Genomic DNA, 25530 nt, shown 5'->3' with positions numbered 1-25530 from the left:
TGTGGAAAAGGGGGCTCCGGCCCCCTTTTCTGTCGGCGCTCCGCCGATATATTGTCGGTCTGACTATGGGTCGGATCAATGATTTCCAGACACGCAATTACCCTCATGGCGGACAACGAGGATGAGGACGGCGATGCCGCCGTCGTCACCAAGACCCGCCCGAAAACGAAGAAGCCACCGCTCTACAAGGTGTTGCTTCTCAACGATGATTACACGCCGATGGAGTTCGTGGTTCACGTGCTCCAGCGGTTCTTCGGCATATCCCATGCCCAGGCGGTCGAGATCATGCTCACCGTCCACAAGAAGGGCGTGGCGGTGGTCGGCGTCTTCTCCCGCGAGATCGCGGAGACGAAGGTGACGCAGGTGATGGACTACGCCCAGCGCAACCAGCACCCCCTGCAATGCACCATGGAAAAGGAATGAGACGGCCGGCCGCATGAGCGACGCGGACCGTCTCGATCACGCCCTCGCGGCGGGGCTGCCCTGGCCCGAGGGGCCGGTGCTGTGCCTGCGGCCCCGGCCGGAGCCGGGCTGGTCCGAGCATCGCGACCGGCTGCGCTGCCTCCAGAGTTTTCGTCCCGATCACGACACGCTGGGGCGTCTAGGGCTGACGCGGTTCGAGGCGCTCGAGCCGGCGGAAGCCGCGCTCGTTTGTCTGACCCGCGCCCGGGCGGAGAACCTCGGGAACATCGCCCGCGCCTGGGACGTGCTGCCCGACGGCGCGTCTCTGATCGTCACAGGCGCAAAAACCGACGGTATCGACAGCGTGCTGAAACAGGTCCGCAAGGTGATGCCCGTAGCGGAGGTCGTGGCGAAGGCGCATGGCAAGCTCTTCTGGACCCTGAAGGATCCCGCCAGCCCGCCGCCGCCCGACTGGGCCGCGGATGCTGCGCTGCGCCAGAACGCCGATGGCTTCCACACCGCACCGGGCATGTTCAGCCCCGACCGGGTCGATCCGGGTTCAGAGCTTCTCGCCGCCCGATTCGGGCCGGAGATCGCGGGCCGCGTCGCCGATCTCGGCGCAGGCTGGGGCTGGCTCTCGGCGCAACTGCTGGAGGCCGCACCCGAGGTCACCGAGGTCGCGCTCTACGAGGCCGAGGGGCTGGCGCTCGACGCCGCCCAGCGCAACGTGACGGACGCTCGCGCCCGGTTCCACTGGGCCGACGTGACCGCGCTGCCCGGCGACAGCTTCGACTGGGTGATCACGAATCCCCCGTTTCACTCGGGCCGCGCGGCGGAGCCCGGCCTCGGCCAGGCCTTCATCGCGGCGGCGGCGCGGGTACTCGCGCCCTCGGGCAACGCGCTGATCGTGGCCAACCGCCAGCTTCCTTACGAGGCCGCGCTGAACGCCGCCTTCCGCGATTGGGAGGAGCTACCGGGCAGCGGCGTCTACAAGCTCTTCCGCGCGCGCCGCCCGAAGAGCTGATTAACCCTTTAAAGTCGTTAACACTTGTTAACGCCATCCGCGGCGACCAAGTGTTAACGAATGTTAACACGCCTGATCCTCCTCGCCCTCCTCACCGTGTCACCCGCAGCAGCCGACACCTTCACCGGCCCGGCAACCGTCATCGACGGCGACACGATCCGCATGGGCGAGCACCGCATCCGCCTCTCCGGCTTCGACGCGCCGGAGCGGGACCAGCATTGTGGCACAACGGCCTGCGGGGCGGTCGCCGCCGAAGAACTCCGGAAACACGTCGCCGACCAACCCATCACCTGCGTTCCCGACGGCACGCGCCACGGAAACCGGATCATCGCCACCTGCCACACCCCGGACGGGCAGACACTCGGCGACTGGATGGTGAGCGAAGGCTACGCCGTCGACGACGCGCGCTACGCTCCGAACTACGCCCCGCAGACCGCGGCGGCACGGGCGGCGGATAAGGGCCTCTGGCCCCACGGCCTCGCCTCCGGCAGGGCGTGGCGGATCGGCGCCGTCGACACGGCGGACATCAATCCGGCGGAGTGCGCCATCAAGGGCAACATCTCCGCCAACGGCCGCATCTACCACGTGCCGGGCGAGTCCCGCAGCTACGGCGCCACGCGAATCGACCTCTCCCGCGGCGAGCGCTGGTTCTGCTCCGTGGCAGAAGCCGAGGCCGCGGGCTGGCGCGCGCCCGGCGCCCCGACGAGCTGACGCCGCCCCTTCATCTTTCCCGAAACACGCCCGCCGGAGGCGGTCCCGCCCTCTACATCCCACGGGCCCGGTCGCGCAGCTCGAACTTCTGGATCTTGCCGGTGGAAGTCTTGGGCAGCTCACCGAACACCACGTGCCGCGGCGCCTTGAAATGCGCGAGGCCGGCGCGGCAATGGGCGATGATCTCCTCCGCCGTCACCTCCGCGCCCGGCCGCAGCTCGATGAAGGCGCAGGGCGTTTCGCCCCACTTCTCGTCCGGTTTCGCGACGACCGCGCAGAACGCGACGGCAGGGTGGCGATAGAGCTCCTCCTCCACCTCGATGGAGGAGATGTTCTCGCCTCCCGAGATAATGATGTCCTTCGCGCGGTCGCGGAGCTGGATGTAGCCGTCTGGATGCTTCACGCCGAGGTCACCGGTCCGGAACCACCCGCCCTTGAAGGCCTGCTCTGTCGCGTCCGAATTGCGGAAGTATCCCTTCATCACGACGTTGCCGCGCATCACAACCTCGCCCAGCGTCTCGCCATCGGCGGGCACCGGCGCGTCGTCCTCGCCCAGCACCTCGAGTTCCTCCAGCGCCGCATAGCGTACGCCTTGCCGCGCCTTGAGCCGCGCCTGCTCCGCTCCGTCGAGCCCGTCCCAGTCCAAGTGCCATTCGTTGATGACCGACGGCCCGTAGACCTCCGTCAGCCCGTAAAGATGGGTTACGTCGAAGCCCGCGGCACCCATGGCCGCCAGCACGCTCTCCGGCGGCGGAGCCGCGGCGGTGAAGAAAGAAACCCGGTGCGGCAGGTCACGGCGCTGATCGTCGGGCGCATCCAGCAGCGTGCTCATCACGATCGGCGCGCCGCACATATGGGTCACGCCGTGATCCGCGATCGCGTCGAACATCGCCTTCGCCCGCACCTGCCGCAGGCACACATGGGTCCCGGCCACCGCACTCAGCGACCAGGGGAAGCACCAGCCATTGCAGTGGAACATCGGCAGGGTCCACAGGTAGACCGGATGCTGCCCCATCGCCGCGTGCAGCACGTTGCCGGTGGCCAGCAGCATCGCGCCGCGGTGGTGATATACGACCCCCTTCGGATTGCCAGTCGTGCCAGAGGTGTAGTTGAGGCTGATCGCGTCCCACTCGTCCCGCGGCATCTGCCAGTCGTAGTCCGCCGCACCGGTGGCGAGGAACGCCTCGTAGGCGCAATCAACTGCGCTCACCGTTGGATCGGCGTACTCGATCAGCCGCGGCGGGGCGTCCATGCCCGCACGGGCATCCTCGGCCAATGCGCGCAGCTCCGCATCGACCAGCAGCGCTTTCGCCTCGCCATGCCGCAGGATGAAGCCGATCCCGTCCGCGTCGAGCCGCGTATTGATCGCGTTGAGCACCGCACCGCACATCGGCACGCCGTAATGCGCCTCGATCATCGGCGGGGTGTTGAGAAGGAGTGCCGCCACCGTATCCCCCCGCCCGATTCCCGACGCGGCGAGGGCGGAGGCCAGCCGACGCGCCCGCGCGTAAAGCTCCTGATAGCTGAACCGCTGTTCCCCGTGGATCACAGCGACGTGGCGCGGGTGCACCAGTGCGGCGCGTGCGAGCAGCGTCAGCGGGGTCAGCGGCTGGTGGTTCGCGGCGCACCGCGGCAACGCCTCGTTGTAGTCGGCTTCCGTCGGCATCGCGCCCTCCCTGTTTTCCTCCTTGATAGCAGAGCGGGACCCCCTCGCAACTCCGCGAGAAACCGCCTATATGACCGCTCTGCCGCGGGGACGGCTGGCATCGAACGGGTGAGAGATGGGATCGGTAGCGGGCAAATCCGTCATCGTGACGGGGGCGGCGAGCGGCGTGGGCCTCGCCATCGCGCGGAAATTCTGCGCGGAAGGCGCCAAGGTCATGATGGCCGACATCGACGACGAAAAGCTCGAGGAAGAGGTCCGCAACATCAAGAAGGACAGCGACCGGCTGCAGAGCTTCTCCTGCGACCTGCGCGAGAAGCTGTCGATCGCGAACCTGATGGCGACGACCATCGACAGCTTCGACCGGGTGGACATCCTGGTGAACGCGGCGCGGCAGGTGATCTCCTCCGACCCGCTGGACCCGTCGGGCGAGGTCTTCGACCAGCTCATGCAGCAGAACGTGAAGAACGCGCTGCGGCTCAGCCAGATGGTTGCGCGCAAGATGATCACGCAAGGTGAGGCGGAGGAAGGCGGCCGGGCTGTCGGTGCGATCGTGAACGTGACCTCCATCGCCTCGCAGCGGACGCTGCCGGAGCTGCTCGCCTATTCGGTGAGCTGTGCGGCACTCGACCAGATGACGCGCAGCCTTGCGGTGGCGCTGGCGCCGAAGGGCGTGCGGGTGAACGCGATTGCCTTGGGCGGCGTCATGACCGGCCACCTGAAGGAAGCGCTGAAGGAGCGGGAGGAGCTGCGCGACGAGCTCACCGCCGTCACGCCGCTCGGCCGGATCGGCGATGCGGAGGAAGCGGCGGAGGCGGCCCTCTTCCTCGCGTCGGACAAGGCGAGCTTCATCACGGGTCAGATCCTCGGCGTGGACGGCGGTCGGACCAACCTCGACCCGTTAGACGCGCCTTCGGGCTGAGCTTGGCGCTGAGGGCAGCGCCCGACCCTGGGTGGGCGCTGCACGACATACTTACGGCTTGCGCCATCACAACATACTCAGTGGGCACCGCTTCGTGATCAGCTGTAAAAGCGCCCTCCCGTGGGGAGGGTCGGGCGCTGCCCGGCGGTGCCGCCGGGCGGTGTCTCTTCTGCTTTAGCCGTTCTCGCGCAGGACGTATCCAGCCAGATAAAGCGAACCACAGATCAGCAAGCGGGCATCCGGCGGCGCGGCATCCACGGCGCTGGCAACGCCCGGCGCAACCGCCGCTTCCATGCCCTGCTCCGACGCCGCCGCGGCCAGTGCTTCGGGATCGGCGGCGTTCGCCTCCCCGGGTACTGCGACCGCCTGCAGGCTACCGGCGATCCGCGCGAGCGGGGTCAGGAAGCCCTTCGCGTCCTTCGTGTTCATCATCCCGCAGATCACGTGGAGCGGACGGGCCGGCAGGCGGCCCAGCGCCTCGGCCAATGCCTCGCCCGCCGCCACGTTGTGCCCCCCGTCGAGCCAGAGGTCGCGGTCGCCCGCGGCCTCAACCAGCGGACCGTGGCGCAGGCGCTGCATCCGGGCGGGCCACTCGGCGCGCGTCACCGCCGCCTCGCAAGCGGCCTCATCGAAGCCCAGCATCCGCAGCCCGGCCAGCGCCGTCCCAGCGTTCTGCACCTGATGCGCGCCGATCAGGTTCGGCATCGGCAGGTCCAGCAGGCCGTCCTGGTCGAAGAACGCGAGCCGACCCTGATCCTCGTAGACATCCCAGTCCTGCCCGCCGATGGTGAGCGGCGCACCGACCGCCTCCGCCCGTGCCTCGATCACCGCGCGGGCGGCGTCGGACTGGCGGGCGATCACGGCAGGCACGCCGCGCTTCAGGATCCCGGCCTTCTCACCCGCGATCTGCTCCACCCGCTCGCCAAGAAACTGCTGGTGGTCGAGGGAGACCGGCGTGATGATGCTGAGCGCCGGGCGGTCCACCACGTTGGTCGCGTCGAGCCGGCCGCCGAGCCCCACCTCCAGCAGCAGGTAGTCGGCGGGCGTCCGGGCGAAGGCCAGAAACGCCGCGCAGGTCGTGATCTCGAAATAGGTGATCGGCGCGCCGCCGTTCACCGCCTCGCACTCCTCAAGCAGTGCCATCAGATCCGCCTCGCCGATCAGGCCGTCCGGCAGGCGAATGCGCTCGTGAAACCGCGCCAGATGGGGGGAGGTGTAGACGGAGACGCGCTGGCCCGCAGACTCCAGCCCCGCGCGCATCATCGCGATGGTGGAGCCCTTGCCGTTGGTGCCTGCCACATGCACCACGGGGGGCAGGTCGCGCTCGGGATGGCCGAGCGCGGCAAGCAGGCGCTCCATCCGGTCCAGCGTCAGGTCGATCACCTTGGGGTGCAGCGACATCAGCCGCTGCAACACCGCGTCCGATGTGGGTGCGCTCATTCCTGCTGGGACATCGGCGGGACGGTTGCGGCGGCCGGCGCGGGCATGACCTCCTTCGCAGGCGCTGGCAGGTCGCCATGGCTGCGCGGCCGCTCGTTCATCAGCAGGCGCAGCAGCGTCGCGAGTTCGTTGCGCATCGCCTTGCGGTCCACCACGCGGTCGAGCATCCCGTGGTCGAGCAGGTACTCGGCCCGCTGAAAGCCCTCCGGCAACTTCTCCCGGATCGTCTGTTCGATAACCCGCGGCCCGGCGAAGCAGATCAGCGCGTTGGGCTCCGCGATCTGCACGTCGCCCAGCATCGCATAGCTCGCGGTCACGCCGCCGGTGGTGGGATGGGTGAGGACGACGATGTAGGGCAGCCCCGCTTCCTTCACCATGTTCACCGCGACGGTGGTGCGCGGCATCTGCATGAGGCTGAGAATCCCCTCCTGCATCCGCGCGCCGCCGGCGGCGGAGAAGAGGACCAGCGGCGCCTTGATCTTCACCGCGCGCTCGGCCGCCGCGATGATCGCATTGCCGACATACATGCCCATGGATCCGGCCATGAAGGAGAAGTCCTGCACCGCCACGACGCTTCGCAGATCCCCGATCCGGCCTTCGGCGACGACCATCGCCTCATGCTCGCCGGTGGTCTTGCGCGCATCGGCCATGCGCTTGGTGTAGGGCTTCTGATCGCGGAAATGCAGCGGATCTGCGACCGGATCCTTCACCTGGATCTCGGTATAGACGCTGCCGTCGAAGAGCGATTCCAGCCGCTCCCGCGCGCCGATCACCATGTGGTGGTTGCAGTTCTGGCAGGTATAGAGCGCGTCCTTGAGCTCCCGGTGAAACAGCATCGTCCCGCAATTGTCGCACTTGGACCAGAGGTTCTCCGGCACCTCGCGCCGCGAGAACAGCGAGTTGATCATCGGACGGGTGAAGTTGGAAATCCAGCTCATGGGCGCGGGCGGTCCTTTTCTCGGTTGGCCGTCAGATAAAGCCCGATGCAGGCGATTGCAACGACGGCAGGCGGTGCCTAGGGTCAGGACAACTGACACAATAAGGGGGGAGGACGGCATGGCGCTCGGCACGCAGATCCGGACCTGGTTCAAGGGGCGCTGGCACGAGGGGAACCCCGCGATCCTGGGGGCCGCGGACCACGCGACATGGCTCGGCACGCTGGTCTTCGACGGCGCGCGGACCTTCGAGGGCGTCTCCCCCGATCTCGACCTGCACTGCGCCCGCGTCGTCCGCTCCGCCCGCGCGATGGGGATGGAGCCGCCGGTCGAGGCGGACGAGATCGAGCGGATCGCCCGCGAGGGGATCGCGATGTATCCCGATGATGCCGAGCTCTACATCCGCCCGATGATGTGGAGTGCGGAGGGTGCCGCGAACCTGATCGCGCCCGATCCCGGCTCCTGCGTCTTCGCGCTGACGATCGAGGATTTCCCGGTGCCGCCGCTAGGTGCGATCTCGCTGACGGTCTCCCCCTTCCGCCGCCCCCGCCCCGACATGGCGCTGACCGAGGCGAAGGCCGCCTGCCTCTATCCCAACAACGGCCGGATGCTGACCGAGGCGAAGTCCCGCGGCTTCGACAATGCGTTGAGCCTCGATTTCGAGGACAACGTGGCGGAGACGGCGACGACCAACGCCTTTCTGGTGAAGGACGGCGTGGTGCGCACGCCGGTGCCCAACGGCACCTTCCTCGACGGGATCACCCGGCAGCGGGTCATCGCGCTGCTGCGCGAGGACGGCACTGAAGTGGAGGAGGCCTCGCTGCGCGTGGAGGACTTCGCGGCGGCCGACGAGATCTTCCTGACCGGCAATGCCGCCAAAGTCATGGGCGTGAAGCGGTTCGAGGAGCGGGAGATGCAGCTCGGCCCCGTCACTCGGCGCGCGCGGGAGCTCTACTGGTCCTATGCCCATGGGGCGTGACACGCGGCGCATCGCGATCCTCTGGCTGCATTGGCTCAGCTTCGCCGGGATCCTGTGGTTCGTCTCCGTGCCCTTCGAGTGGAAGCCGCCCGCCGCACCCCTGCCCCACGTGATCGCCGCCCTGCTCGTGGCCGGGGTCGCCGCGATCTGGTTCGCGCTCTACGCCCTGCGCGGCCTGCTCTTCAAACCGGGGCCGAAGCTGGAGGGGCTGGCGCGGCGCGTCCACCGGCCCGCGCACCATGCGCTTTACCTCTCGCTGCCGCTGCTGGCGGGGGCAGTAGTGGTTACGCCCGCAGCAGGGCTCGGCGGGGTGCCGGACTGGGCGGTCACAGCTCAGGATCTGGTGGTGAAGGTGATGCTCTTCGCCGTCATCCTTCACGCGATCTACCATCTGTGGCGGCACACGGCGTTGAATGACGGCGCGCTGCGCAAGATCACGCCGCGCGCAATCCACCACCTGCTCTGACGAGGGACCCATGGCCGACATGCGCTGCATCGAGATCTCGAAACCCGGCGGGCCGGAGGTGCTGGTGGCTGCCATGCGCCCGGTGCCGGAGCCCGCGGCGGGCGAGATCCTGATCCGGGTGAAGGCCGCGGGCGTGAACCGCCCCGACGCCCTGCAACGCGCGGGCGCCTACGACCCGCCGCCGGGCGCCTCCGACCTGCCGGGGCTGGAGGCCGCGGGCGAGGTCGCCGCCGTCGGCCCCGGCGCGTCGCGCTGGAAAGAGGGCAACGCGGTCACAGCCCTGCTGCCCGGCGGCGGCTACGCGGAATATGTCGTCACACCCGCCGACCACGCCCTACCCGTGCCCGAAGGCATCGGGTGGGAGGAGGCCGCGGCGCTCTGCGAGACCTTCTTCACCGTGTGGATCAACGTCTTCGAGCGGGCGGCGCTGAAGGCGGGCGAGACGTTCCTCGTCCATGGCGGCTCCTCGGGCATCGGCACCACGTCAATCCAGCTCGCGAAAGCCCGCGGTGCGCGCGTCTTCGCCACAGCAGGCTCAGCGGAGAAATGCGCGGCGTGCGAGCGGCTCGGCGCGGAGCGGGCCATCAACTACCGCGACGAGGACTTCGTGGAGGTGGTGAAGGGGGCGACGGGCGGGCGCGGCGTCGACGTGATCCTCGACATGGTCGGCGGCGACTATGTCCCGCGCAACGTGCGGGCGCTCGCCATGGACGGGCGGCTGTCGATGATCGCCTTCCTCGGCGGACCTAAGGCGGAGGTGAACTTCGCCCAAGTCATGACGAAGCGGCTGACGCTGACCGGCTCCACCCTGCGGCCCCGCTCGGTGCAGGACAAGGCGGCGGTGGCCGAGGTGCTGGAGCGCGAGGTCTGGCCGCTACTCGCCGCGGGCCGCATCGCCCCGGTCATGGATTCGACCTTCCCGCTGGAGAAGGCGGCCGAGGCGCACGCCCGCATGGAGAGCTCCGGCCACATCGGCAAGATCGTGTTGGTGCCCTGAGCACGAAGCGACAAGGGCCGCGCCCGACCTGGAGGGCGCTTGTGAAACAGATTTGAGAGGCCCGCCCCCTCAAGCACCCTCGTCACTACTTCAATGAATGGCATCGCCAACGCGCCCTCTGGGGGAGGTCGGGCGCGGCCCGGCGTGGCCGCCGGGCGTGACAGATGAATAACGAACCACGCCGAAAGCAAAACGGGGCCCGCAGGCCCCGTCCGTCGTCAGAGTTACGACCCGATCAGGCCAGCGTCTCGTCGATGCCCTTGCAGGCCTCCACAAGGCCCTTCACCGCGTTCACCGAGTTCTGGAACATCGCGTTCTCGTCGTCGTTCATGCTGATCTCGACGATGCGCTCGATGCCGTCCTTGCCGATCACCGTGGGCACGCCGACATACATGCCATCGAGGCCGTACTTGCCGTCCACGAAGGCCGCCGCGGGCAGAACGCGCTTCTGATCCTTGAGGTAGCTCTCGGCCATCTGCACCGCCGAGGCCGCAGGCGCGTAGAACGCCGAGCCCGTCTTCAGCAGGCCCACGATCTCCGCCCCGCCGTCGCGGGTGCGCTGCACGATGGCATCGAGCTTGTCCTGCGTCGTCCAGCCCATCTGCACCAGGTCCGGCAGCGGAATACCCGCCACCGTCGAATAGCGCGTCAGCGGCACCATCGTGTCGCCGTGGCCACCGAGCACGAAGGCCGTGACATCTTTCACCGACACGTCGAACTCCTCGGCCAGGAAGTAGCGGAAGCGCGCGGAATCGAGCACGCCCGCCATGCCCACGACCTTCTCATGCGGTAGGCCGGAGAACTCGCGCAGCGCCCAGACCATAGCGTCGAGTGGGTTGGTGATGCAGATCACGAAGGCGTCGGGCGCGTGCGCCTTGATGCCCTCGCCCACCGACTTCATGACCTTGAGGTTGATGCCCAGAAGGTCGTCGCGGCTCATGCCGGGCTTGCGCGCGACACCGGCGGTCACGATGCACACGTCCGCGCCCGCAATCTCCGAATAGTCCTGCGCGCCGGACAGGGCGGCGTCGAACCCGTCGACCGGCGAAGACTCGGCGATGTCGAGCGCCTTGCCCTGCGGGATGCCCTCGGCGATATCGAAGAGCACCACGTCGCCGAGCTCCTTGAGCCCCACCAGATGCGCCAGCGTGCCGCCGATCTGTCCTGCGCCGATCAGCGCGATCTTCGCTCTCGCCATGTCCGTTCTCCATGTTGGCCGTTGGTAAGGTATGCCGCCGTGTACCGGGTGCGGGATCACATCGCAAGAATTCTCCCGCCTGCCTTGGCGGCGGGCGCGGGCCACGGTATTGTCCGGTTCACGCTGCACCGCACCATGTCGCGGAGACGACCCCGATGGACACCACCGACGGCGCGGTTCGCCCGCGGCGGCCCACGACGAGCATATCCTCCCGACTGCTGCTGATCGTGCTGTGCGTCCTCCTGGGCGTCGGCGCCGCGATGCTGACCCTCACGATCCGGGCAGAGCGCGAGGCGCGCGAGCAGGTCCGCCAGACCAACGCGATCCTGCGCACGCTCAGCACCACGCTGCAGGCCGGCATCGATGCGGAGACCGGGCAACGCGGCTATGTCCTGACGGGCGATCCGCAATACCTGACGCCCTACACCCGGGCGCGGGCCATCTGGCTCGACCAGATCGACCAGCTCGAGGTGGAGCTGATGCGCGGCGGCACTCAGCGGCAGGTGGAACTCGCCGAACAGGTGCGGGAGCTTGCGACCCGCAAGCTCGATGAGCTCGCCGCGTCGGTCGTGCTGATCCGCGAGGACCGGCGGGACGAGGCGATCGCACGGATCGAATCCGATCGCGGCAAGCAGATCATGGACGCGTTCCGGATCGCGATCTCCCAGCTTCAGGACGAGGAGCTCGCCGTCCTCGAACAGGCCGTCGTCCGCGCCGAACAGCGCGAGGCGTTCAGCATCCCCGTCGTCGGCATCATCGGCGTCCTGCTGGTCCTGCTGATGATGCTCGGCCTCTGGCTGGAGCGGCGCACGACACTCGCCGAAGCCGCCGCCCGCGACGCCGCCGCCTTGCGCGAGGCGCGGGAGCGGTCGGACCTGCTGGCGCGCGAGCTGAACCACCGGGTCAAGAACCTCTTCGCCGTGATCCTCGCCATCATCAGCCGCTCCAGCCGAGACGAGAGCGACGTTCAGACCGCGCTTGGCAAGGTTCGCGACCGGGTCCACGCGCTCTCCGTCGCGCATTCGGTGAGCATCGGCCAGTTGGAGACGCGGGCCGCCGCCCTGCAGGACCTCGCCGAGGCCGCGCTGGCGCCCTATCGCGACACCGGCGCGCAGATCACGATTGAGGGGCCGGCGGTCAGCCTCCCGATCTCCGCCGTAACGCCGCTGGGTCTGATCCTGCACGAGCTCAGCACCAATGCCGCGAAGTACGGGGCGCTCTGCCGCGATGGCGGCGCGCTCGACATCCGGTGGGAGACGACGCGCGACGGGGTGGAGCTCCACTGGCAGGAGCGGGGCGTGACCCTCGACCCGGCCGACGTCACCGAAGGGTTCGGCTCGGTCATGATGCGCTCCTCCGCCCGCCAGCTCGACGGCGAGATCGAGGTGGAGCCGACGCCAGAGGGCTTGCGCGCCCGGCTCCGTATCCCGATCATGTGAGCAATGCGGCCCCGCCGCGCGAAGGAGTGCCCATGCCGACCATTCAATGCGCCCCTTCGGAGACCGGGGGGCGAGCCACTCCGGCACCCGCGCCGCCCGAACAGCCCGACAGCCCGCTCGCAGGCCGCACCATCCTCATCGCCGAGGACGAGGCGCTGATGGCGCTCGATCTGGAGATCACGCTCGCCGAAGCCGGCGCCCTGATCCTCGGCCCCGTCGCGCAGGTCGGCGAGGGGCTGTCGCTGGCCAAAGCGCAGGACAACCTGCCCTCCGCCGCACTCCTCGACGTGAACCTCTGCGGCGAGGAGGTCTATCCGCTCGCCGAATGGCTGGCCGAACGGGGCGTGCCGCTGGTCTTTCACACCGGCCATGCCAGCCCCGCGGCCATCGCCGCCCGGTTCGATGCCGCGGCGATCTTCGCCAAACCCGCCGACATGCAGGCGCTGCTCGCCGCACTGGTCGACGCCACGGACTGACCCGAGTGGAGCTCGACGCGACCTTCTTCGCACTCGCGGTGCCGGCGGTGATCTTCGCCGGGATCTCGAAGGGCGGCTTCGGCTCGGGCGCGGCATTTGCCGCCGCGCCTCTGCTGGCGCTGGTCGTGCCGCCGCAGCTTGCCGTCGGGGTGATGCTGCCGCTCCTGATGCTGATGGATATCGCGAACCTGCGACCCTACTGGCGCAAGTGGTCGTGGCCGGACGCGCGAGCGCTGATGATCGGGATGGTGCCGGGCGTCGTGCTCGGCGTGATCCTCTTCCGCTACACCAGCGACGACGCGGTGCGGTTGGCGATCGGGGCGATCGCCCTCGGCTTTGTCGCCTTCCAGATCGGGCGGGGGCAAGGCTGGATCACGGTGCCGCCGCGGCCTTTCTCCGCCAACCGGGCGATGGGCTGGGGCGCGGTGTCGGGCTTCACCTCCTTCGTCAGCCACGCGGGCGGGCCACCGGCGGCGGTGCATCTCCTCGGCCAGCAGCTGTCCAAGGAGGCCTATCAGGGCACGACGGTCATCATCTTCTGGTGGGTGAACGTGCTGAAGTTCTTTCCCTACCTCGCCCTCGGGCTCTTCACGCGAGAGACGGCGGTCGCCAACCTGATCCTCGCCCCGGTGGCGCTGGCCGGCACCTTCATCGGCGTCTGGGCGCACAGGGTGGTGCCGGAGGTCCTGTTCTTCCGCATCACCTACGTGCTGCTGACGATCACAGGGGCAAAGCTGATCTGGGACGCGCTGGTTTGATGAGATGAGGGCAGCGCCCGAGCCTGGGTGGGCGCTGCGAAACATCGGACCTGCTTGAGCCGCTTAAATGAGCAAGCAGCCTGCCGATACTCGATCCGTCGCAAAAGCGCCCTCCCGTCACGCTGCAAGCGTGCACCTCGCACGACGGGAGGGTCGGGCGCTGCCCGGCCTGTCAGCCGGGCAATAGGGTTTCAAACTAGACCCCCGGCCCTGTCACGGGCGCGCCCGGCGCATCTGTCCAGTGCTCGCCCGCCGCGATCAGGCAGGTCAGGCCCTCCGGCGTTGTGATCGTCACGGTCCAGGAGCCGGTCTCCTCCGAGGCGAAGATCTCCAGGATCCCGCGCGGGTCGAGGGCCATCGCCCGCCGCGTCTCCCCGAAATGGCCCGTCAGTCGCTCGATCACCTGCTCACGGGGGCCACAGGGCGCCCCCTCGGCCCGTGCGTCGAGCGCTGCGATCGCGGCCCCGAAAAAGGCGAGGGAGGCGGCGATGTGCTTCTGAAATCCGGTCATGACAAATCCTTTGCGCGCCCGGAATGCGGGCGGTGTGAACGAAAAAGGCTCTGGGAAAATCGGCAGGGGCAGCCCCGCGCCGCCTCATCCTGCGCGCGGATGGTTAACGAAAGGTTGAGACAGATGCCTGCCGCGGGCGCCCCATGCGCGAAACAATCTTGCGCGCACGCACGCGCCGTGTATGTTGCACCGCGACACGACGAGGAGACCCGCCATGACCCATCGCCCCCGCCGCTCCGTCCTCTACATGCCGGGCTCCAAGGAACGGGCGCTGGAAAAGGCGCAGTCGCTGCCCGCCGACGCCCTGATCCTCGATCTGGAAGACGCCGTGGCCCCGGCGGAGAAGGACGCGGCCCGCGACCTCGTCTGCGACCGGGTGAAGGCGAAACCCTTCGGCCCGCGCGAGGTCATAATTCGCGTGAACGGCGCCGACACGCCGTGGGGCGCCGCGGATCTGGAGGCGGCCACCGCGGCCCAACCCGACGCGATCCTGCTGCCCAAGGTGAACAGCGCCGAGGACCTCGCCGCCGCGCGGAAGATCGCGGGCGACATCCCGCTCTGGGCCATGATGGAAACGCCGCTCGGCATGCTGAACGCCGCCGAGATTGGCGCCGCGCCCGGCCTCACCTGCATGGTCATGGGCACCAACGATCTGGTGAAGGAGCTCCACGCCGCCCATACGCCGGAGCGCCTGCCGCTCGTCACCGGCCTCGGCCTCTGCCTGCTAGCCGCCCGCGCCCACGGGCTCGCCATCATCGACGGGGTCTACAACGCCTTCAAGGATGAGGACGGCCTGCGCGCCGCCTGCGAGCAGGGCCGCGACATGGGCTTCGACGGCAAGACGCTGATCCATCCGGCGCAGCTCGCCATCACCAACGCGGTCTTCGCCCCGTCCGAGGAGGCGCTCGAGGAAGCGCGCGCCCAGATTGCCGCCTTCGAGGAGGTCGAGCGCACGGGCGGCGGTGTCGCCGTCGTCAACGGCCGCATCGTGGAGAACCTGCACGTGGAGAACGCGCGCCGCCTGTTGGCGGAAGCCGAGGCCATTGCCACTTTGGAGGCAGCGGCGGCCTGATTTACCCTCCGCCCGCAGCCACTTGCCACGGAGCCTCCCAATGTCCCTCGTCATCCTGATCCTCGGCGTCGCCCTCTGGTGGGGCGCGCATCTCTTCAAGCGCGTGGCCCCCGCCGCCCGCGCAAACCTGCAGGAGCGGATGGGCGATGCCTCGAAGGGGGTGGTCGCGGGTGCGCTTCTGCTCTCCATCATCCTGATGATCGTCGGCTGGCGCGGTGCGGACATCACCCTGCTCTGGGTCGCACCGCCCTGGATGACCCATGTGAACAACACGCTGATGCTGGTCGCGGTCTTCCTGCTCGGCGCAGGCCATTCGAAGGGGAAGGCCCGCGCCTGGATGCGCCATCCGATGACGACCGCCGTCGGTGTCTGGGCGGTCGCCCACCTGCTGGTCAATGGCGACGTGAAGTCCCTGATCCTCTTCGGCGGCCTCGGCCTCTGGTCCATCGTCCAGATCCGGGCCATCAACCGCGCCGTGCCCGAATGGGAGCGGCCGGAGCCCGGCCCGATCGCGGGCGACATCCGTCTCGTCGTGATCACGCTGGTCGCCTACGCCGTGATCACCGGCATCCACGCCTATTTCGTCTGGCCATTTCCGGGGTAACGCCATGATCGCCTACCGCCTTCTGACCCACGAGGACACGTCGGCCTTCTGCCACAAGGTGACGGACGCGCTCGCCAAGGGCTGGCAGCTCTACGGCAACCCCTCCTACGCATATCACGCGGAGACGGGGAAGATGATGTGCGCGCAGGCCGTCACCAAGGACGTGCCGGGCACCTACGACCCCTCCATGAAACTGGGTGAGCTATGAAGACCAACGAGGGCCGCTTCTTCGAGGATTATGCCGTCGGGCAGGTGATCGCGCACGCCGTGCCGCGCACCGTCGGCGCGGGGGAGCGGGCGCTCTATCACGCGCTCTACCCCGCGCGGCATGCGCTCTATTCGGCGGACACGTTCGCGCAGGGCTGCGGGTTGGCGGCGAGCCCCCTCGACGACCTGATCGCGTTCCATACCGTCTTCGGCAAGACGGTACCGGACATCTCGCTGAACGCGGTGGCCAATCTCGGCTATGCGGAGGGGCGCTTCCTGCAGCCGGTCTGGCCTGGCGACACGCTGCGTTCGACGTCCGAAGTGATTGGGCTCAAGCAGAACTCCAACGGCAAGACGGGCGTGGTCTGGGTCCGCACGCGGGGTGAGAACCAGCGCGGCCAGGCGGTGCTCGACTACATCCGGTGGGTGATGGTGCGTAAGCGCGACGCGGACGCCCCGGCGCCGGAGACCGTGGTGCCCGAGCTGAAACCGGCCCTGGCAGCGGAGGATCTGGTGGTGCCCGCGGGCCTCGACTTCTCCACCTACGACTTCACGGCGGCGGGTGAGCCTCACCGCGGGGGCGACTACGCGGTGGGCGAGATAATCGACCACGTGGACGGCGTGACGGTCGAGGAGGCGGAGCACATGATGGCCACGCGCCTCTGGCAGAACACGGCCAAGGTGCATTTCGACGCGACCAACCGGGAGGATGGCCGCCGACTGATCTATGGCGGGCATGTCATCAGCCTCGCCCGAGCGCTCAGCTTCAACGGGCTCGCGAATGCGCAGATGATCGCGGGCATCAATGCGGGCGCCCACGCCAACCCGTGCTTCGCCGGAACCACCGTGCGCGCATGGTCCGAGGTGCTCGACAAGGCCGAAACGACGGCGCCGGGCGTCGGCGCGCTGCGGCTGCGGCTGGTGGCGACCGGCGCCGACCATGCACTGGGCGAGCTGCGCGGGGAGGACGGGAAGTACCGACCCGGCATCCTGCTCGACCTCGACTACTGGGCGTTGCTGCCTGTGTGAGACCGCACGGACAGACCTGACTGGAGCGGGGAGCCTGCCCGGAGCATTCCTATCGAGAGGCTGACCCTACGTAAGCTTACTTCGCTTTACTGCCCGCAAATCGGCGAATCATAGAGGCTGAAGAGGCGACTCACCCCCTCGTCTGGGGCTCATTGAGTGGATTTGATGTCAGTTTGTGCACAGTTGTTGCAACTTCGGCAGAACAACTTGGCGCCCGACGGTGGCCGCACGAATTTTCTTCAACCTCTCCAAACACGGGTTTCAAACTGCACATCGGGCCGCCAGAGCTATGAAAATAAGGGCGGCGATGTGGCTACCTCGTGGCATTTTGCTGTTGTTTGTTCTCAACATGGGGCCTTTTCACCCCCTGCTATCCTCTTGGTTGAGCAATTTTTTGCCGATACACTCAATTCATGACCGATTCGCGTGTAACCCGCTCCTGGATCGAGGAGAAAATGGCTGAGGCCGATGCCATGTACGCCGCGCAGCTTGAGAAAGCGCGGCGCGACGCGGCAGAGCTTCAGACCAGGTCGCAGCCCAAGAAGGGCGCGGCCCGCCGTTCGCGCACGCTCGACGACATGATCGACGCGCCGCAGGCGGCCAACAAAACGAGCGCGCCGCGCTTTGCTCGGCGTGCCCGCACCGCTCTTATGTTCACCGTCATGGGGGCCGTCATCGCCCTCGCCGGTGAGCGCCTGGCCTATTCCGCAAAGTCGGAGAAGGTGATCGTCGCGGCCGATCCAGCCGAGGTGATCCAGGAGCTGGCCGGCACCATTTCAACCGGTGAGATCGTCGTCTCCGACCGGGCGCAGCTCTCGCGCCTCGACGCGTCGATCGAGACCCTGCGCTCCGCTGCTACCGCCGTCGTCGCGGATGGCAACGGCGAGGATGGGGCGGCCTTCGTCAGCCAACTCCACGCCGGTGCGATGCGCATCGAGATGGGCGAGGCCGTGATGCTGCTGCCGCCGGGCGGTACGCCGATCCCGCTGTCCTTCACCCGGTCGCACGGGCAGATGTTCGGCGGCTACCTGAACGAGGAATACGTCACGGCTAGCGTCGGACAATCCCTTGGTGCGACTGAGATTCTGCCCGAGGGCTGCGATGTCAGCGTGACCCGGGTCGCACCCGGACAGTTCGCGGTCGTCCTGCTCAGCTGCAACTGACTTTCAGAGCGTGATCACAGCAAAAATTTTGTGATCACGCTCGACACCCCTGCGTCAAGTTTTCACGTTTTCGCTCGGCATACCGGGGCATTCCGGGGTTTGGCCGCGCTCTCAACTGGTCTAGTTTAGCTGCTAACGCCCGTTTCGGGTCGCAACTGATCAGGAGACCGCATGGCCGACGTCAATCGGGGCAACCGCCCGCTTTCGCCGCATCTGACGATCTACAAGCCGCAGCTGACCTCCGTCACGTCGATCCTGACGCGGATCACCGGAAACGCCCTGCTTGTCGCGTCGCTGCTGATCGTGTGGTGGTTCCTCGCGCTGGCCAGCGGTCCCGAAGCCTTCGCAACCGCGAACGGTCTCATCACCTCCATCCTCGGCGATCTGGTGATGCTCGGCTCGGTCTGGGCGCTCTGGTACCACTTCCTCGCCGGTTTGCGGCACCTCTACTGGGACACGGGCCGCGGCCTGGACCTCGAGACGGCTTACAAGCTCGGCTGGGGCGTCGTCATCGGATCCGGCGTGCTCACCATCCTGACCATCATCGCGGTCTGAGGGAGGCTCACATGGATTATCGCACCGACTACAAGCGCGTGATGGGTCTGGGCTCGGCCAAGGACGGGACCGAGCATTTCTGGCAGGTCAAGCTCAGCTCGATCGCGCTGGCCATCCTGATCCCGCTCTTCATCTTCACCTTCGGTCGCACGCTGGGCAGCGACTACGAGACGGCGCTCGCCGTCTACTCCCAGCCCTTCCCGGCCATCGTCGCGGCCCTGACGCTCGTCGTGGGCTGGATGCACTTCAAGCAAGGCGTGCAGGTCCTGATCGAGGACTACACAGGCGGCGCCACGCGCACCGCCCTGATCGTCGCCACGACCTGCCTGAGCTATGCCGCGGCGGCCGCCGGCATCTTTGCCGTGGCCCGCATCGCGCTCTGAGGAGATTACCCACATGTCCGCTTACGAATTCATCGATCACACCTATGACGTCGTCGTGGTGGGGGCCGGCGGGTCCGGCCTGCGCGCGACGCTGGGCATGGCCGAGCAGGGCCTGCGCACCGCTTGTGTGACCAAGGTCTTCCCGACCCGTTCCCACACGGTCGCAGCCCAGGGCGGCATCGCCGCGAGCCTCGGCAACATGGGCCCGGATTCGTGGCAATGGCACATGTACGACACGGTGAAGGGCTCCGACTGGTTGGGTGACACCGACGCGATGGAGTACCTCGCCCGTGAGGCACCGAAGGCGGTTTACGAGCTGGAGCATTACGGCGTCCCGTTCTCGCGCACCGAGGAAGGCAAGATCTACCAGCGCCCCTTTGGCGGCCACACGACAGAGTTCGGTGAGGGCCCGCCCGTGCAGCGCACCTGTGCGGCCGCCGACCGGACCGGCCACGCGATCCTGCACACGCTCTACGGCCAGTCGCTCAAGCAGCAGGCCGAGTTCTACATCGAGTACTTCGCGACCGACCTCATCATGTCCGAGGATGGCGAGTGCCAGGGCGTGATCGCGTGGAAGCTCGACGACGGCACGCTGCACCGCTTCAACGCGAAGATGGTGGTTCTGGCAACGGGTGGCTACGGCCGTGCCTACTTCTCGGCGACCTCCGCCCACACCTGCACCGGCGACGGCGGCGGCATGGTCGCGCGCCAGGGCCTGCCACTCCAGGACATGGAGTTCGTCCAGTTCCACCCCACCGGCATCTACGGCGCAGGCTGCCTCATCACCGAAGGCGCACGCGGCGAGGGCGGCTACCTCACCAACTCCGAGGGCGAGCGGTTCATGGAGCGCTACGCGCCCACCTACAAGGACCTCGCCTCCCGCGACGTGGTCTCGCGCTGCATGACGATGGAGATCCGCGAGGGCCGCGGCGTCGGCAAGGACGGGGATCACATCCACCTCCACCTCGACCACCTGCCGGCCGAGGCGCTGGCCGAGCGGCTGCCCGGCATCTCCGAAAGCGCGCGCATCTTCGCCGGTGTCGACGTGACCAAGGAGCCGATCCCGGTGCTGCCGACGGTCCACTACAACATGGGCGGCATCCCGACGAACTACTGGGGCGAGGTTCTCGACCCAACCGAGGACGATCCCGACCGCATCGTGCCCGGCCTGATGGCCGTGGGCGAGGCGGGCTGTGCCTCCGTGCACGGCGCCAATCGCCTCGGCTCCAACTCCCTGATCGACCTCGTGGTCTTCGGCCGCGCCGCCGCGATCAAGGCGGGCAAGGTCGTCGATCCCGAGGCGAAGAACGCCGACCTCAACGCGAAGAGCGTCGAAAGCGCGATGGATCGCTTCGACAAGCTGCGCCATGCCGAGGGCTCGACCCCGACCGCCGAGCTGCGCCTCGACATGCAGAAGGCCATGCAGGCCGACGCCGCCGTCTTCCGCACCGACAAAACGCTGGCCGAGGGGGTCGAGAAGATGACCGCCATCGCCGGCCGGATGAGCGATGTCAGCGTGACCGATCGCAGCCTCGTCTGGAACTCCGACCTGATGGAGACGCTGGAGCTCACCAACCTGATGCCCAACGCCCTCGCCACGGTTGTCTCGGCCGAAGCCCGGAAGGAGAGCCGCGGCGCCCACGCGCACGAGGACTACCCCGACCGCGATGACGAGAACTGGCGCGTCCACTCGCTGGCCTATGTCAACGGCAAGGGCACGACGCTAGGCTACCGCCCCGTCCACCTCTCGCCGCTGACGGGCCACAACGAGGGCGGCATCGACCTCGCCAAGATCGCCCCGAAGGCCCGGGTGTACTGAGGCCCAACCGCATGGAGATCCGCTTCGAGGACAAGACTTTTGCCTTCCCCGATCTGCCGCCCGGCGACCACATCGCGCGGCAGATCGAGAAGAAGCGGACGTTCTACGAAGTCGACATGCTCACAGCACTCGCCCGCCGGGTTCCGGCGGACGGCTGGGCGATCGACTGCGGCTCGAATATCGGGAACCACGCGCTGTTCTTTGCGGGCGTCATCGGATTGCGTTGCATCGCGTTCGAACCTGTGGCGCGCAACCGCCTCATCCTCGAGCGGCTGATCGAGGCAAACGATCTGATCGATCAGATCGAGGTTCGCCCCGAGGCGGTCGGCGATGCTCCGGGCGAGGTCGTCCTGACCACACCGAACGAAGGCAATGCCGGCATGTTCCGCATCGTCGAGGGTATCGACGCAGGCGAACGGGCGGCCATCGTGCGTCTGGATGACGCCCTGCCCGCCGACCGGACGCCCATCCGCCTCCTCAAGATCGACGTGGAGGGTTACGAGACCAACGTGCTGCGCGGCGCGGCTGGCGTCATTTCCCGCGACCGCCCGGTGATTGTTGCGGAGCTTGCCAACCTGACCGAGTACGACCGCTTCCGCGAGGAGCTTGAACAGCACCGCTATGTCGCGGCCGAAGTGCACAACGCGACACCCACCGTCGTCTTCGCGCCCGAAGGCCGTGAAAACGGCCGCTCCATCCGGCGCGAGATCGCGCGGTTCGAAAAGAAGCACGGCGTCCGATGATCGTAGCGAACCTCGCGACATATCCGGCCCGGCGCTCCCATCTCCTGCCCGTGATCGAGGCCATGGCCCCGCAGGTCGACCGGATCAACCTCGTGCTCAATGAGTACAATGAGGTGCCGGACGAGTTGGCGGGCGTCCCAAATCTCAATCCCATCATCCCGGCCGACAACACCCGCGACACCGGCAAGTTCATGCCCGATGTCGAGGACGCAGACCTCGTGTTCCTGATCGACGATGATCAGATCTACCCACCAGACTACGTCGACTACGCCAGGAGGTCGGTCGAGAAGATCGATCTCAATCGCTTCGTCGCCGGCTTCCACGGCACGATCTACAAGCGGCGACGGCTGAAGACGCTCTTCAAGCCGATCCTGCGCCGCCGGCAGGTCTTCTTCTTCAAGAAGGCGCTGGAACGCACGACCCGCGTCTCGCAACTCGGCACGGGTCACTTGATCGCACGGCCCTCCATGCTGCCGCCCTTTGACTACATGAAAGACGCGAAGCGCTTCGTGGACATCCGCTTCGCCCGGTGGTGCCATGAGAAGAAGATTCCGATGCTCTGCCTGGCCCGGCCCGAAGGCTACCTGAACGACATCGAATTCGATGAAACGATCTACCGCGACTTCACGATCAAGCAACACGAACACGTTGTGAGCGAAATCATGACCTTCGCTCACAAAGGAAAGGATGTGGGCCGCGCCGCTCCGCTGCTGTCGCAGTGACGGTTGCACGCCCCCAAGACTGGAGAGGATCCGCAAATGGTTGAACTCGCACTTCCCAAGAACTCCCGCGTCACCGTGGGCAAGACCTGGCCGAAGCCTGCCGGGGCCACGAACCTGCGGACATTCAAGATCTACCGCTTCGATCCCGACAGCGGCGAGAACCCGCGGGTCGACACCTATTTCGTGGATCTCGATACGTGTGGCCCGATGGTTCTGGACGCCCTCATCAAGATCAAGAACGAGATCGATCCGACGCTGACCTTCCGCCGCTCCTGCCGGGAGGGAATCTGTGGCTCCTGCGCGATGAATATCGGCGGGATCAACACGCTCGCATGCATCTATGGCCTGGACGAGGTGAAGGGCGACATCGCGATCTATCCGCTGCCTCACATGCCGGTGGTCAAGGACCTGATCCCCGACCTCACCCACTTCTACGCCCAGCATGCCTCCATAATGCCGTGGCTGGAGACCAAGACGAACCGCCCGGCGACCGAGTGGCGCCAGTCGATCGAGGATCGCAAGAAGCTCGACGGTCTCTATGAATGCGTGATGTGCGCGAGCTGTTCGACCGCCTGCCCGTCCTACTGGTGGAACGGCGATCGGTATCTCGGCCCGGCGGCCCTGCTGCACGCCTACCGCTGGATCATCGACAGCCGGGACGAGGCGACGGGCGAGCGGCTCGACCAGCTTGAGGATCCGTTCAAGCTCTACCGCTGCCACACGATCATGAACTGCACCAAGACCTGTCCGAAGGGTCTGAACCCGGCGAAATCCATCGCCGAGATCAAGAAAATGATGGTTGAACGCCGCGTGTGACGCTTTGTTTGCGCCACCCCGTTGCAAAGGCCCGCCGATCGCGCAAGATCGGTGGGCCATTTTTCATTCGGGGGGAGGAATTATGGTCCGGATATCCATCGTCGCCGTGGCGACTACAGTGCTTGCAGCGTGCGGAAGCGCGTCCTTCGGGGCGGGCCTGCGAGATGTGGCGGCTGCATGCCGCTCGTCCGAGGACATCGTCGGCACCTTCGTGATGTCCTATGAGCTCGGCGCCGATGGGGAGCAGTACCGCATCCAGACCGGTCCGAACGTGACGCAGCAGCAGGCCGACCGGATCAATGCCTGCATCGCTGCGGGTGGACCGCAGGTCGCCTCCACCGCACCCGCCCCCGTGACCATCGCAACGCCGGAGCCCACGGTACCCGCTCCAACTCCGGCCCCTGCCCCTACCCCTGCGCCGGTCGAGACCGCCGCCGGTAGCCTTCCGCTACCGACGCAATACGTCCTGCAGGCCGGCGATGCGGAGCTCTGGGCGTCGCTGACCAACGCACAGCAGCGGCGCGCACTCCTGTTCCTCGAAAGCGGCTCGACCATCCGCTCGTCGCTCGCCACCGACTGAGGTTCGGCAGCCGCGTTGGATGCGCATATCGCGACGCAGCGGAAACCCTGATTTCGAAGACAACCTCGGTGCGGCCGTTCTTTCGGCTGCCTTGGCGCTGTAGGGCTGCGCCAAGCCGCCCCAGGCGTCGATTCCGACCCGTCCGGACACCACGATGCAGCAGGCGCGCACCGACATCCGCGCGTGCAGCACCGAGGCGAACCAGTCCGCCGACACCGCCATGGTCGGCACCTCTATCGGCATGGCGCTGGCCGGCGGCCTCGTGGGTCTGGCCGCGACCGCCAGCGACGATTCCGACCTGCGCGCGCGGGCGGAGGCCAACGGCATGGACGCCTGCCTGAGCCGCAGCGGCTATTCCCGCCGCATCCTGACGCAGGCCGAGCTCGACGCGCTCGATGCGCGGACCGATCCGAACCGCACGGCCCTCCTCGACTACCTGGTGGCGGGCGGCGATCTCGCGACCTACCCGGGCGTCTGACCCGATGCGGGCGGGCGGGCACAGGCCCCGCCCGCCTTGCCCTGCGACCTTGTTCCCCGCCTCGTCGGCTCGCTTTCCCGTCCCCGCGCTCCATCTCGCGCGATGAACGCAACGACACAGGACGCGGGATGACCGACACGACGGAGACCGTCTACGAAGCCCTCACGGATGCACGCGCGCAGGACGATGCGGTGCCCGAGAGTGCGCCGCGCAACTTCGTCACGCATCTGCTCAGCCTCTCCTCCAGCAAGGTCGCCGACGGACTGATCGACCCGAAACTGGTCCTGAGCTGGCTGCTCACCAGCCTCGGCGCACCCACGCTCTATGCCGGGCTGCTGGTCCCGGTGCGGGAGGCCGGGGCGCTGCTGCCGCAGATTTTCACCGCCGGCCCGATCGCGAGCCGCGCCCGCCGCAAATGGGTGTGGGCCGCGGGGGCTGCGGGCCAAGGGATCTGTGCAGGCGGCATGGTCGTGGCCGCCCTCACCCTGAGTGGAGCCGCCGCCGGAGCCACCATCGTCGCCCTGCTCGCGGCCCTCGCCCTCAGCCGCTCGATCTGCTCGGTCGCCTATAAGGACGTGCTGGGCAAAACCGCCCCGCAACACGCGCGAGGCACCGCCACCGGGCTCGCCGGGTCCGTGGCGGCGGGCGGCACGATCCTCTATGGCCTCCTTCTGAGTGCCGGGATCTTCGACAAGCAGGTGCTCGTCATCTGCGGTATCGCGCTGGCCGCGGGACTGTGGTTGCTCGCCGGAGCGCTCTTCACCACGCTGGCGGAAGAGGCGAACCCGGGCGAAGGTGGCACGCCACGCGAGACCCTCGCGAAGCTCCCCCTCATCTGGCAGGAGCGCGCGCTCGGCCGCTTCATCCTCGTTCGCGGCCTGCTGACCGCCACCGCTCTCGCGCCGCCGTTCATGGTCACCCTCGGCACGTCCGGCGCGGGCGAGAGCTTCGGCGCCCTCGGCCTCCTCGTCCTCGCGTCGGCGGGCGCGGCACTGGTCTCCGGCTGGGTCTGGGGTCGCTTGTCGGACCGATCGAGCCGCAAGGTGCTGATCTATGCGGGCCTCGCTGCCGCCGTGACGCTGGGCCTGACGACGGCCCTCGCGCTGTCCGGACCGCTCGGCATGGTCACGCTGCCTGCGCTCCTCTTCGGTCTCATGCTCGCCTACCAAGGCGTCCGCGTCGGCCGCTCGACTTATCTCGTCGACCTGGCACCCGAAGAGCAGCGGACGCTCTACACCGCGCTCTCCAACACCGTGATCGGCGTCATCCTGATCGCCGGCGCGGGCTTCGGCATCCTCGCCCAGTTCGCCGGCGCGGCGACGGTCATCGCCATCATGGCGGCGATGAGCGCGGGCGGCGCCCTCCTCGCCCTGACGCTGGAGGAAGTGCAGGACTGACCCCGCTGCCTTGCAGAAGTATCCTCGGTGGCTGAAAGCCG

At 67.7% G+C, this 25530-nt stretch carries 29 protein-coding genes; 24 read left to right on the top strand and 5 right to left on the bottom strand.

All coding sequences use genetic code 11. From position 1 onward, the window contains the following. The first annotated feature begins 105 nt into the window (after nucleotides 1-105). The 3 genes from clpS to I0K15_RS13830 are packed head-to-tail and all read left to right on the top strand — an operon-like array spanning nucleotide 106 to nucleotide 2137. Nucleotides 106-423 (top strand): ATP-dependent Clp protease adapter ClpS, encoded by a 318-nt coding sequence (gene clpS / locus I0K15_RS13840; RefSeq protein ID WP_230374125.1) that lies wholly within the window; start codon nucleotides 106-108, stop codon nucleotides 421-423. A 13-nt stretch (nucleotides 424-436) separates the two neighbouring features. After that, nucleotides 437-1426 carry a class I SAM-dependent methyltransferase gene (locus I0K15_RS13835; protein ID WP_196102094.1) on the top strand — a complete coding sequence of 330 codons (990 nt, stop codon included), beginning with the start codon at nucleotides 437-439 and terminating at the stop codon, nucleotides 1424-1426. A gap of 60 nt (nucleotides 1427-1486) precedes the next feature. Continuing rightward, nucleotides 1487-2137, top strand: a complete 651-nt coding sequence (locus I0K15_RS13830; RefSeq protein ID WP_196102093.1) for a thermonuclease family protein — start codon at nucleotides 1487-1489, stop codon at nucleotides 2135-2137. A 52-nt stretch (nucleotides 2138-2189) separates the two neighbouring features. Here I0K15_RS13830 and I0K15_RS13825 read toward each other — a convergent pair whose 3' ends face one another. After that, nucleotides 2190-3803, bottom strand: coding sequence for an acyl-CoA synthetase (locus tag I0K15_RS13825; RefSeq protein ID WP_196102092.1), 1614 nt, complete (start codon nucleotides 3801-3803; stop codon nucleotides 2190-2192). A gap of 115 nt (nucleotides 3804-3918) precedes the next feature. Between I0K15_RS13825 and I0K15_RS13820 the strand changes: the two genes are divergently transcribed. After that, the gene (locus tag I0K15_RS13820; protein ID WP_196102091.1) at nucleotides 3919-4722 is read left to right on the top strand and encodes an SDR family NAD(P)-dependent oxidoreductase; all 804 of its coding nucleotides are present in this window, start codon (nucleotides 3919-3921) and stop codon (nucleotides 4720-4722) included. A gap of 174 nt (nucleotides 4723-4896) precedes the next feature. Here I0K15_RS13820 and I0K15_RS13815 read toward each other — a convergent pair whose 3' ends face one another. Both I0K15_RS13815 and accD read right to left on the bottom strand, forming a co-directional pair. Beyond that, a complete protein-coding gene (locus I0K15_RS13815) occupies nucleotides 4897-6162 on the bottom strand; it encodes a bifunctional folylpolyglutamate synthase/dihydrofolate synthase (RefSeq protein ID WP_196102090.1) in 1266 nt (421 codons plus the stop codon). Continuing rightward, the gene (accD, locus tag I0K15_RS13810; protein ID WP_196102089.1) at nucleotides 6159-7100 is read right to left on the bottom strand and encodes an acetyl-CoA carboxylase, carboxyltransferase subunit beta; all 942 of its coding nucleotides are present in this window, start codon (nucleotides 7098-7100) and stop codon (nucleotides 6159-6161) included. Before accD ends, I0K15_RS13815 begins: the two co-directional genes overlap by 4 nt. A gap of 118 nt (nucleotides 7101-7218) precedes the next feature. On the opposite strand from accD, the gene I0K15_RS13805 reads away from it, so the two are divergent. Genes I0K15_RS13805 through I0K15_RS13795 form a run of 3 tightly spaced genes read left to right on the top strand, consistent with a single transcriptional unit; the run spans nucleotide 7219 to nucleotide 9539 of the window. Further along, nucleotides 7219-8076, top strand: a complete 858-nt coding sequence (locus I0K15_RS13805) for a branched-chain amino acid aminotransferase (protein ID WP_230374124.1) — start codon at nucleotides 7219-7221, stop codon at nucleotides 8074-8076. After that, nucleotides 8066-8542 carry a hypothetical protein gene (locus I0K15_RS13800; protein WP_196102088.1) on the top strand — a complete coding sequence of 159 codons (477 nt, stop codon included), beginning with the start codon at nucleotides 8066-8068 and terminating at the stop codon, nucleotides 8540-8542. The genes I0K15_RS13805 and I0K15_RS13800 overlap by 11 nt, the downstream gene beginning before the upstream one ends. 10 nt (nucleotides 8543-8552) lie before the next feature. Then, complete coding sequence (locus I0K15_RS13795) at nucleotides 8553-9539, top strand: NAD(P)H-quinone oxidoreductase (RefSeq protein ID WP_196102087.1); 987 nt, start codon at nucleotides 8553-8555, stop codon at nucleotides 9537-9539. A gap of 235 nt (nucleotides 9540-9774) precedes the next feature. Here the strand turns inward: I0K15_RS13795 and mdh are convergent, their stop codons facing one another. Beyond that, nucleotides 9775-10737: a malate dehydrogenase gene (mdh, locus tag I0K15_RS13790; protein ID WP_196102086.1), complete on the bottom strand. Its 963-nt coding sequence runs from the start codon at nucleotides 10735-10737 to the stop codon at nucleotides 9775-9777. A gap of 155 nt (nucleotides 10738-10892) precedes the next feature. Here mdh and I0K15_RS13785 point away from each other — a divergent pair, with 155 nt between their 5' ends. Genes I0K15_RS13785 through I0K15_RS13780 form a run of 3 tightly spaced genes read left to right on the top strand, consistent with a single transcriptional unit; the run spans nucleotide 10893 to nucleotide 13410 of the window. Beyond that, entirely contained in the window at nucleotides 10893-12176 is a 1284-nt protein-coding gene (locus I0K15_RS13785; RefSeq protein ID WP_196102085.1) for a sensor histidine kinase, read from the top strand. A gap of 32 nt (nucleotides 12177-12208) precedes the next feature. Continuing rightward, complete coding sequence (locus I0K15_RS21080) at nucleotides 12209-12652, top strand: response regulator (RefSeq protein ID WP_230374123.1); 444 nt, start codon at nucleotides 12209-12211, stop codon at nucleotides 12650-12652. 5 nt (nucleotides 12653-12657) lie between these two features. After that, a complete protein-coding gene (locus I0K15_RS13780; protein ID WP_230374122.1) occupies nucleotides 12658-13410 on the top strand; it encodes a sulfite exporter TauE/SafE family protein in 753 nt (250 codons plus the stop codon). A gap of 196 nt (nucleotides 13411-13606) precedes the next feature. On the opposite strand, the gene I0K15_RS13775 is transcribed toward I0K15_RS13780, so the two are convergent. Beyond that, nucleotides 13607-13921 carry a hypothetical protein gene (locus I0K15_RS13775; protein WP_196102083.1) on the bottom strand — a complete coding sequence of 105 codons (315 nt, stop codon included), beginning with the start codon at nucleotides 13919-13921 and terminating at the stop codon, nucleotides 13607-13609. Nucleotides 13922-14135: 214 nt separating this feature from the next. On the opposite strand from I0K15_RS13775, the gene I0K15_RS13770 reads away from it, so the two are divergent. The 14 genes from I0K15_RS13770 (at nucleotide 14136) to I0K15_RS13705 (ending at nucleotide 25489) form a co-directional block, all read left to right on the top strand. After that, complete coding sequence (locus I0K15_RS13770) at nucleotides 14136-14993, top strand: HpcH/HpaI aldolase/citrate lyase family protein (RefSeq protein WP_196102082.1); 858 nt, start codon at nucleotides 14136-14138, stop codon at nucleotides 14991-14993. A 40-nt stretch (nucleotides 14994-15033) separates the two neighbouring features. Beyond that, entirely contained in the window at nucleotides 15034-15597 is a 564-nt protein-coding gene (locus I0K15_RS13765) for an NnrU family protein (protein ID WP_196102081.1), read from the top strand. A gap of 4 nt (nucleotides 15598-15601) precedes the next feature. Continuing rightward, nucleotides 15602-15805, top strand: a complete 204-nt coding sequence (locus I0K15_RS13760) for a DUF1737 domain-containing protein (protein ID WP_196102080.1) — start codon at nucleotides 15602-15604, stop codon at nucleotides 15803-15805. After that, nucleotides 15802-16833, top strand: a complete 1032-nt coding sequence (locus I0K15_RS13755) for a MaoC family dehydratase (protein ID WP_196102079.1) — start codon at nucleotides 15802-15804, stop codon at nucleotides 16831-16833. The genes I0K15_RS13760 and I0K15_RS13755 overlap by 4 nt, the downstream gene beginning before the upstream one ends. A 413-nt stretch (nucleotides 16834-17246) precedes the next feature. After that, nucleotides 17247-17996, top strand: coding sequence for a hypothetical protein (locus I0K15_RS13750; protein WP_196102078.1), 750 nt, complete (start codon nucleotides 17247-17249; stop codon nucleotides 17994-17996). Nucleotides 17997-18167: 171 nt separating this feature from the next. Then, nucleotides 18168-18551 (top strand): succinate dehydrogenase, cytochrome b556 subunit, encoded by a 384-nt coding sequence (sdhC, locus tag I0K15_RS13745; protein WP_196102077.1) that lies wholly within the window; start codon nucleotides 18168-18170, stop codon nucleotides 18549-18551. Nucleotides 18552-18562: 11 nt separating this feature from the next. Continuing rightward, the gene (gene sdhD, locus I0K15_RS13740) at nucleotides 18563-18934 is read left to right on the top strand and encodes a succinate dehydrogenase, hydrophobic membrane anchor protein (RefSeq protein WP_196102076.1); all 372 of its coding nucleotides are present in this window, start codon (nucleotides 18563-18565) and stop codon (nucleotides 18932-18934) included. A 13-nt stretch (nucleotides 18935-18947) separates the two neighbouring features. Next, on the top strand, nucleotides 18948-20753 hold the full coding sequence (gene sdhA, locus I0K15_RS13735; RefSeq protein ID WP_196102075.1) for a succinate dehydrogenase flavoprotein subunit: 1806 nt from the start codon (nucleotides 18948-18950) through the stop codon (nucleotides 20751-20753). Nucleotides 20754-20764: 11 nt separating this feature from the next. Further along, nucleotides 20765-21496, top strand: coding sequence for an FkbM family methyltransferase (locus tag I0K15_RS13730; RefSeq protein ID WP_196102074.1), 732 nt, complete (start codon nucleotides 20765-20767; stop codon nucleotides 21494-21496). A 62-nt stretch (nucleotides 21497-21558) separates the two neighbouring features. Further along, the gene (locus I0K15_RS13725; protein WP_196102073.1) at nucleotides 21559-22218 is read left to right on the top strand and encodes a hypothetical protein; all 660 of its coding nucleotides are present in this window, start codon (nucleotides 21559-21561) and stop codon (nucleotides 22216-22218) included. Nucleotides 22219-22254: 36 nt separating this feature from the next. Beyond that, nucleotides 22255-23034: a succinate dehydrogenase iron-sulfur subunit gene (locus I0K15_RS13720; RefSeq protein ID WP_196102072.1), complete on the top strand. Its 780-nt coding sequence runs from the start codon at nucleotides 22255-22257 to the stop codon at nucleotides 23032-23034. Between the two features lie 82 nt (nucleotides 23035-23116). Next, nucleotides 23117-23614, top strand: a complete 498-nt coding sequence (locus tag I0K15_RS13715; protein ID WP_196102071.1) for a hypothetical protein — start codon at nucleotides 23117-23119, stop codon at nucleotides 23612-23614. Nucleotides 23615-23768: 154 nt separating this feature from the next. Further along, nucleotides 23769-24092 (top strand): hypothetical protein, encoded by a 324-nt coding sequence (locus I0K15_RS13710; RefSeq protein WP_196102070.1) that lies wholly within the window; start codon nucleotides 23769-23771, stop codon nucleotides 24090-24092. 128 nt (nucleotides 24093-24220) lie between these two features. Further along, nucleotides 24221-25489 (top strand): MFS transporter, encoded by a 1269-nt coding sequence (locus I0K15_RS13705; protein WP_196102069.1) that lies wholly within the window; start codon nucleotides 24221-24223, stop codon nucleotides 25487-25489. The last annotated feature ends 41 nt before the right edge of the window (nucleotides 25490-25530 follow it).

Source organism: Pontivivens ytuae (assembly GCF_015679265.1).
GTDB classification, from domain to species: domain Bacteria; phylum Pseudomonadota; class Alphaproteobacteria; order Rhodobacterales; family Rhodobacteraceae; genus Pontivivens; species Pontivivens ytuae.
This window is presented reverse-complemented; position numbering and strand designations above follow the sequence as displayed.

Excerpts from the sequence above, each read along its gene's own strand:
- clpS (WP_230374125.1), top strand. The coding sequence starts at position 106 with ATGGCGGACAACGAGGATGAGGACGGCGATGCCGCCGTCGTCACCAAG.
- I0K15_RS13835 (WP_196102094.1), top strand. The coding sequence starts at position 437 with ATGAGCGACGCGGACCGTCTCGATCACGCCCTCGCGGCGGGGCTGCCC.
- I0K15_RS13830 (WP_196102093.1), top strand. The coding sequence starts at position 1,487 with ATGTTAACACGCCTGATCCTCCTCGCCCTCCTCACCGTGTCACCCGCA.
- I0K15_RS13825 (WP_196102092.1), bottom strand. The coding sequence starts at position 3,803 with ATGCCGACGGAAGCCGACTACAACGAGGCGTTGCCGCGGTGCGCCGCG.
- I0K15_RS13820 (WP_196102091.1), top strand. The coding sequence starts at position 3,919 with ATGGGATCGGTAGCGGGCAAATCCGTCATCGTGACGGGGGCGGCGAGC.
- I0K15_RS13815 (WP_196102090.1), bottom strand. The coding sequence starts at position 6,162 with ATGAGCGCACCCACATCGGACGCGGTGTTGCAGCGGCTGATGTCGCTG.
- accD (WP_196102089.1), bottom strand. The coding sequence starts at position 7,100 with ATGAGCTGGATTTCCAACTTCACCCGTCCGATGATCAACTCGCTGTTC.
- I0K15_RS13805 (WP_230374124.1), top strand. The coding sequence starts at position 7,219 with ATGGCGCTCGGCACGCAGATCCGGACCTGGTTCAAGGGGCGCTGGCAC.
- I0K15_RS13800 (WP_196102088.1), top strand. The coding sequence starts at position 8,066 with ATGGGGCGTGACACGCGGCGCATCGCGATCCTCTGGCTGCATTGGCTC.
- I0K15_RS13795 (WP_196102087.1), top strand. The coding sequence starts at position 8,553 with ATGGCCGACATGCGCTGCATCGAGATCTCGAAACCCGGCGGGCCGGAG.
- mdh (WP_196102086.1), bottom strand. The coding sequence starts at position 10,737 with ATGGCGAGAGCGAAGATCGCGCTGATCGGCGCAGGACAGATCGGCGGC.
- I0K15_RS13785 (WP_196102085.1), top strand. The coding sequence starts at position 10,893 with ATGGACACCACCGACGGCGCGGTTCGCCCGCGGCGGCCCACGACGAGC.
- I0K15_RS21080 (WP_230374123.1), top strand. The coding sequence starts at position 12,209 with ATGCCGACCATTCAATGCGCCCCTTCGGAGACCGGGGGGCGAGCCACT.
- I0K15_RS13775 (WP_196102083.1), bottom strand. The coding sequence starts at position 13,921 with ATGACCGGATTTCAGAAGCACATCGCCGCCTCCCTCGCCTTTTTCGGG.
- I0K15_RS13770 (WP_196102082.1), top strand. The coding sequence starts at position 14,136 with ATGACCCATCGCCCCCGCCGCTCCGTCCTCTACATGCCGGGCTCCAAG.
- I0K15_RS13765 (WP_196102081.1), top strand. The coding sequence starts at position 15,034 with ATGTCCCTCGTCATCCTGATCCTCGGCGTCGCCCTCTGGTGGGGCGCG.
- I0K15_RS13760 (WP_196102080.1), top strand. The coding sequence starts at position 15,602 with ATGATCGCCTACCGCCTTCTGACCCACGAGGACACGTCGGCCTTCTGC.
- I0K15_RS13755 (WP_196102079.1), top strand. The coding sequence starts at position 15,802 with ATGAAGACCAACGAGGGCCGCTTCTTCGAGGATTATGCCGTCGGGCAG.
- I0K15_RS13750 (WP_196102078.1), top strand. The coding sequence starts at position 17,247 with ATGACCGATTCGCGTGTAACCCGCTCCTGGATCGAGGAGAAAATGGCT.
- sdhC (WP_196102077.1), top strand. The coding sequence starts at position 18,168 with ATGGCCGACGTCAATCGGGGCAACCGCCCGCTTTCGCCGCATCTGACG.
- sdhD (WP_196102076.1), top strand. The coding sequence starts at position 18,563 with ATGGATTATCGCACCGACTACAAGCGCGTGATGGGTCTGGGCTCGGCC.
- sdhA (WP_196102075.1), top strand. The coding sequence starts at position 18,948 with ATGTCCGCTTACGAATTCATCGATCACACCTATGACGTCGTCGTGGTG.
- I0K15_RS13730 (WP_196102074.1), top strand. The coding sequence starts at position 20,765 with ATGGAGATCCGCTTCGAGGACAAGACTTTTGCCTTCCCCGATCTGCCG.
- I0K15_RS13725 (WP_196102073.1), top strand. The coding sequence starts at position 21,559 with ATGGCCCCGCAGGTCGACCGGATCAACCTCGTGCTCAATGAGTACAAT.
- I0K15_RS13720 (WP_196102072.1), top strand. The coding sequence starts at position 22,255 with ATGGTTGAACTCGCACTTCCCAAGAACTCCCGCGTCACCGTGGGCAAG.
- I0K15_RS13715 (WP_196102071.1), top strand. The coding sequence starts at position 23,117 with ATGGTCCGGATATCCATCGTCGCCGTGGCGACTACAGTGCTTGCAGCG.
- I0K15_RS13710 (WP_196102070.1), top strand. The coding sequence starts at position 23,769 with ATGCAGCAGGCGCGCACCGACATCCGCGCGTGCAGCACCGAGGCGAAC.
- I0K15_RS13705 (WP_196102069.1), top strand. The coding sequence starts at position 24,221 with ATGACCGACACGACGGAGACCGTCTACGAAGCCCTCACGGATGCACGC.